This is a genomic window from Kitasatospora sp. NPDC093558, assembly GCF_040683475.1.
GTDB lineage: Bacteria > Actinomycetota > Actinomycetes > Streptomycetales > Streptomycetaceae > Kitasatospora.
This window is the reverse complement of the sequence record NZ_JBFBDY010000584.1, coordinates 1-3881: the sequence shown is the minus strand read 5'-3', so window position 1 is coordinate 3881 and position 3881 is coordinate 1. Positions and strand designations below refer to the sequence as shown.

Below are 3881 nucleotides of genomic sequence, written 5' to 3'. Positions count from 1 at the left end.
CCTCACCGCTCGGCGGCGCCGGGCGCCTCCCCAGCCGCCCGTGCGCGCGGCGGCTCCGGTGGTCCCGGCGGCGTGCGCCGCCGGACCCCGACCTTGGCCGCCCGGGCACACCGTAACCCGAACACTTCGTGTCCGTCGCGTGAGTAGTGCGCAAAGAGAGAGTGCGAACAACCCGGAACGGACATCCCCGGCAAACAGCCGTAGGCTCCGGGCATGCACAGCAGCCTCACCGAGCACGCCCGCTGCCTCTACGGCGACGAGTACCGGCCCGAGCCGGTCGCGCCCCGCCCCTGCACCGAACCGGACCACGACGAGGGCTACTTCATCGAGTCGCTGACCTTCGCGGACGCCGACACGATCCTGGCCATGCTGCGCGAGCTCTGCCCCTACCTCTGCGACGGCTACCTGCCGGTGCGGATCCGCAACCTCGCCTACCGCCTGGTCCTCCTCCAGCGCCCGGACGAACCGGACCTGCTGCGCGAAGCCGCCATGAGCCTGATCCTCCACGGGCCCGACTGGGACGACATCGCGGCCGAACTGCGGCGGCGCGCCGACGCACTGGAGGAGTGCGCCGACGCGCCGCGCGAGCTCGGCTGAGGGACCGGGCGGCGGTCGAGCCGGAGACGGGGATCAGGCGGGATCAGTCGGGATCAGTCGGGATCAGGCAGGGATTCAGGCGGGACCAGGCCCAGGCAAGGATCGGGCAGGGACCAGGCGGGGATCAGGCGGGGAGGGCGCGCTTGAGCAGGGCGAGGAGGGCCACCCAGTGCCGGGCGTCGCCGGCCTCGTCGTAGCGGGTGGTGTCGGCCTGGGTGAAGCCGTGCAGGGCGCCCTTGTACACCTCGGCGCGGAAGCGGACGCCGGCCTCGGTGAGCGCCTCGGCGAGGCGGGCGATCTGCTCGGGCGGGAGCGACGGGTCGTCGTCGGCGTGACCGAAGTACAGCTCGGCGGTGATCAGGTGGGCGCCGAGGTGCGGACTGTCCGGCGCCTCGCGCGCGAGGTTCCCGCCGTGGAACCCGGCCGCGGCGGCGGCCCGGTCCGGGTGGGTGGCGGCCATGCGCAGCGCGTGCACGGCGCCCCGGCAGTAGCCGGTCAGGCCGACGGGGCCGTCCTTGACGAGCGGGCACTCGTCCAGCCAGGCCAGGTAGGCGTCCGCGTCGCGCCGGTTCACCTCGGGGGTGAGGGTGTTGAGCAGCGGGACGAGCTTGTCGAAGATGGCATCGTCGTTGACCGGGTCGATGACCTCGGGGTAGTCGATGACCGGCGCGCGCCCGTGCCGGTAGTAGGCGTTGGGCACGAGGACGGCGTACCCGGCCTCGGCGAGCCGGTCGGCCATGGCCATCAGCTGGGGCCGGAGTCCGAAGGCGTCCATGTGGACGATGACGGCCCGGTGGGGCAGTGCGTCGTCGGGGTGGACGAAGTAGGCGTCGGCGACGCCGTCCGCCGTCGGGATCTCCACGGTGGTGCCGCGCACGGTCATGTGCTCGCTCTCTGTACTGCCTGTCGTGCCGATGTGGGTGGTTCTGGCCGCCGTTGGGGCTGTTGCCGCTTCTCGACGACGGGCGGCAGGGTAACCCGTGGCCCGGGATATGGCCCGTGAGTTACGGCGGCCCCGGCCCCGCGACGGACCGTACGGACGGGAACGCCTTTACGGCCGGGGCACGTTGAGTCCGGCATGGGGATGATCGTGGGAACGGCGGCGGTGGTGGCCGCGATCGCGGGATTGGTACTGCTGGCAGCGCTGCAGATCCGGGGCGAGGCGGCACCTCGGCGTGGCTCGAAGTCCGGCGCAGGGGGCGGGGGCGGCGGCGGCTTCGGCCTGGGCGGCGGCGCCATGGAGGAGTTGCACGCGCTGTTCAGCTCCGGCAAGCAGGTGCAGATCGAGCAGCGGCGGGAGCAGCTGGTACTGCGCGACGACGCCCAGGTCGGCGCACCGCCGAACTTCGGCGTCGACCTGGAAGCGGGCGTGGCGGTGCTCCCGGGCATGCCGGGCTCACCGGGCGTACCGGGCCTACCGGGCGCGCCGGTTGGCATGTCGGCACCGGGTGGCACCACGCCCCCGGACGGGGACCGGCCGGCCGGTCAGGCTCCCCAGGCGCGGGAGCAGAGCACGAGCCGGTAGCCGTCCGGGTCGGCTATCGTCACGCCGTGCGCGTCCCAGTAGGGGTTGTTGGACGTGACCCGGGTGCCGCCGCCGGCTTCGAGCCGGACGACGAGTTCGTCGTCCACGGGCGCGCCGAGGTAGACGACGAACAGGTCGTCGACGGTCGGGGTGGGTTCCAGCGGGTGTTCGGGGTCGTGGGTGAGCTCGAAGTGCCAGCCCCCGCCGGGCGGGCCGACCATCAGCAGGTCGTGCTCGCCGGACACGCGCTCGGTGGTGCGCCAGAGCACGTCGAGGCCGAGGCCGCCGACGTAGAACCGCTCGGCCGCCGCGAGGTCCCGGGAGGGGCGGGCGATCCGTACCCGCGTCGTCGCGTCGATGATCATGCGCGTGACGCTAGCAGGTGCCGCTGACAGGCCGGTCCAGGCCGCCGTCGCTCCCGTCCCCCGACCCCCGTCTCCCGTCCCCGTCCCCGTCCCCGCCCCCGCCCCCGTCCCCGTCCCCGTCCCCTACGGACCGTCAGAGCCGTGACACCCGTTCCTCGTCGGAGGTGCGCGGGCAGGTCAGACAGGCGACGGCGTCCGGCGCGACGGCGTAGTAGAGGCAGCAGCCGAGCCGCGTCCGGGTGGGGTGGCACTGCCCGTCGGGGGTGTGCAGGCGGCGGAAGTCGGCCGCACCGGGGAGCGGGAGGGTGCCGCCGGGCAGGACGGCCTCGGCGGCGGCGACGGCCGCGTCCTCCTCGTCGAGCGTCCTGCCGAGGTACCAGATCGCGGAGGCCAGGTCGTCCGTGACCATGCCCCACAGCGCGCGGTCCCGGCGGCGGGTGGGCCCGGCGAAGGCGGCGACCAGCGGTTCGGCGTGGGCCACGACGGCGGCGCGCAGCTCGGCCCGCAGCTCGTCCTCGCCGAGGACTTCGCCGGGAAGGCCGACGTGTCCGCGCGGGCGCAGCGCGAGGTCGCCGGTGGGGGCGTGCAGCCAGAGATCGGCGGGGTCGATGGCCGGGACGCGCCGGGCGAGGTGCCAGGGGCCGGCGATGAGGAGGCACGCGGACCACACGTAGTGGTGCAGCAGGCGCGACGCGGTGACGTGCGGCCGGGCGGCGCGGCCGTGGAGTTCGGCGATGCGGGCCTCTTCGCCGGCCAGCGCGGCGGCCAGGGCCTTTTCGTCGCGGGCCAGTTGGGCGCCGGAGTACCAGCCGTCGGCGGCGGACGGATCGGGGTCGGCCGGGCCGAGCAGGCGCAGGCCGAGGACGGGGCAGAGGTCCCGCAGGCGCCGGTAGTCCGCAACCAGCGCCGATACGGTCGACGCGGGCGGCACGGGCTCTGCGGCCCGCGCAGACGACGCGGGTTGCACGGGCGGCATCGGCGGCAGCGCCGACGCGAGCGCCGTCGCGGGCATGGGTGGTCCGGGGATCATCGAAACTCCCGAGCTCTGCTTCCCGAGATCGGATAAGGTGAGGCTCACCTTACAGACATTCAAGTCGCCCGCAACATGCCGCTCGAGCGGCCGCCCGAGCGGCGCTCCGCACGCCCCGCCGCACCCCGTCCGCGAGATGTCCGATTTGTCAACTGTTGACGAACTTAGGCAAAGCTAACCTAAGATGTCGACTCGTGTTGAGAACCGACCCGCCGGCCTCCACGGCCCCCGCGACGCCCCGGCGTCCCGCGCTCCGGCAGCCCCTGCTGCTGGCCGCCGGCCTGTGCGCGCTCGTGCTGTGCGCCGCGCTGAGCCTCGCGCTCGGCTCGCGCTCGATCCCGCTGTCCACCGTGGCCGACGCCCT

The 3881-nt window shown here is 74.1% G+C and carries 5 protein-coding genes; 2 read left to right on the top strand and 3 right to left on the bottom strand.

The window, feature by feature from the left end; all coding sequences use genetic code 11:
- Window positions 1-213 precede the first annotated feature (213 nt).
- Window positions 214-597, top strand: a complete 384-nt coding sequence (locus AB0O00_RS31935) for a hypothetical protein (RefSeq protein WP_363657721.1) — start codon at window positions 214-216, stop codon at window positions 595-597.
- Between the two features lie 124 nt (window positions 598-721).
- Here the strand turns inward: AB0O00_RS31935 and AB0O00_RS31930 are convergent, their stop codons facing one another.
- Window positions 722-1480, bottom strand: a complete 759-nt coding sequence (locus tag AB0O00_RS31930; protein WP_363657719.1) for a dienelactone hydrolase family protein — start codon at window positions 1478-1480, stop codon at window positions 722-724.
- A gap of 195 nt (window positions 1481-1675) precedes the next feature.
- Here AB0O00_RS31930 and AB0O00_RS31925 point away from each other — a divergent pair, with 195 nt between their 5' ends.
- Window positions 1676-2122 (top strand): DUF6191 domain-containing protein, encoded by a 447-nt coding sequence (locus AB0O00_RS31925; RefSeq protein WP_363657717.1) that lies wholly within the window; start codon window positions 1676-1678, stop codon window positions 2120-2122.
- Here AB0O00_RS31925 and AB0O00_RS31920 read toward each other — a convergent pair.
- Both AB0O00_RS31920 and AB0O00_RS31915 read right to left on the bottom strand, forming a co-directional pair.
- Window positions 2083-2487 carry a VOC family protein gene (locus tag AB0O00_RS31920; RefSeq protein ID WP_363657715.1) on the bottom strand — a complete coding sequence of 135 codons (405 nt, stop codon included), beginning with the start codon at window positions 2485-2487 and terminating at the stop codon, window positions 2083-2085. The two genes, AB0O00_RS31925 and AB0O00_RS31920, sit on opposite strands and share 40 nt — an antisense overlap.
- Window positions 2488-2620: 133 nt before the next feature.
- The gene (locus AB0O00_RS31915; protein ID WP_363657713.1) at window positions 2621-3499 is read right to left on the bottom strand and encodes a (2Fe-2S)-binding protein; all 879 of its coding nucleotides are present in this window, start codon (window positions 3497-3499) and stop codon (window positions 2621-2623) included.
- Window positions 3500-3881: the final 382 nt, after the last annotated feature.

Excerpts from the sequence above, each read along its gene's own strand:
- AB0O00_RS31920 (WP_363657715.1), bottom strand. The coding sequence starts at position 2,487 with ATGATCATCGACGCGACGACGCGGGTACGGATCGCCCGCCCCTCCCGG.
- AB0O00_RS31925 (WP_363657717.1), top strand. The coding sequence starts at position 1,676 with ATGGGGATGATCGTGGGAACGGCGGCGGTGGTGGCCGCGATCGCGGGA.
- AB0O00_RS31915 (WP_363657713.1), bottom strand. The coding sequence starts at position 3,499 with ATGCCCGCGACGGCGCTCGCGTCGGCGCTGCCGCCGATGCCGCCCGTG.
- AB0O00_RS31930 (WP_363657719.1), bottom strand. The coding sequence starts at position 1,480 with ATGACCGTGCGCGGCACCACCGTGGAGATCCCGACGGCGGACGGCGTC.
- AB0O00_RS31935 (WP_363657721.1), top strand. The coding sequence starts at position 214 with ATGCACAGCAGCCTCACCGAGCACGCCCGCTGCCTCTACGGCGACGAG.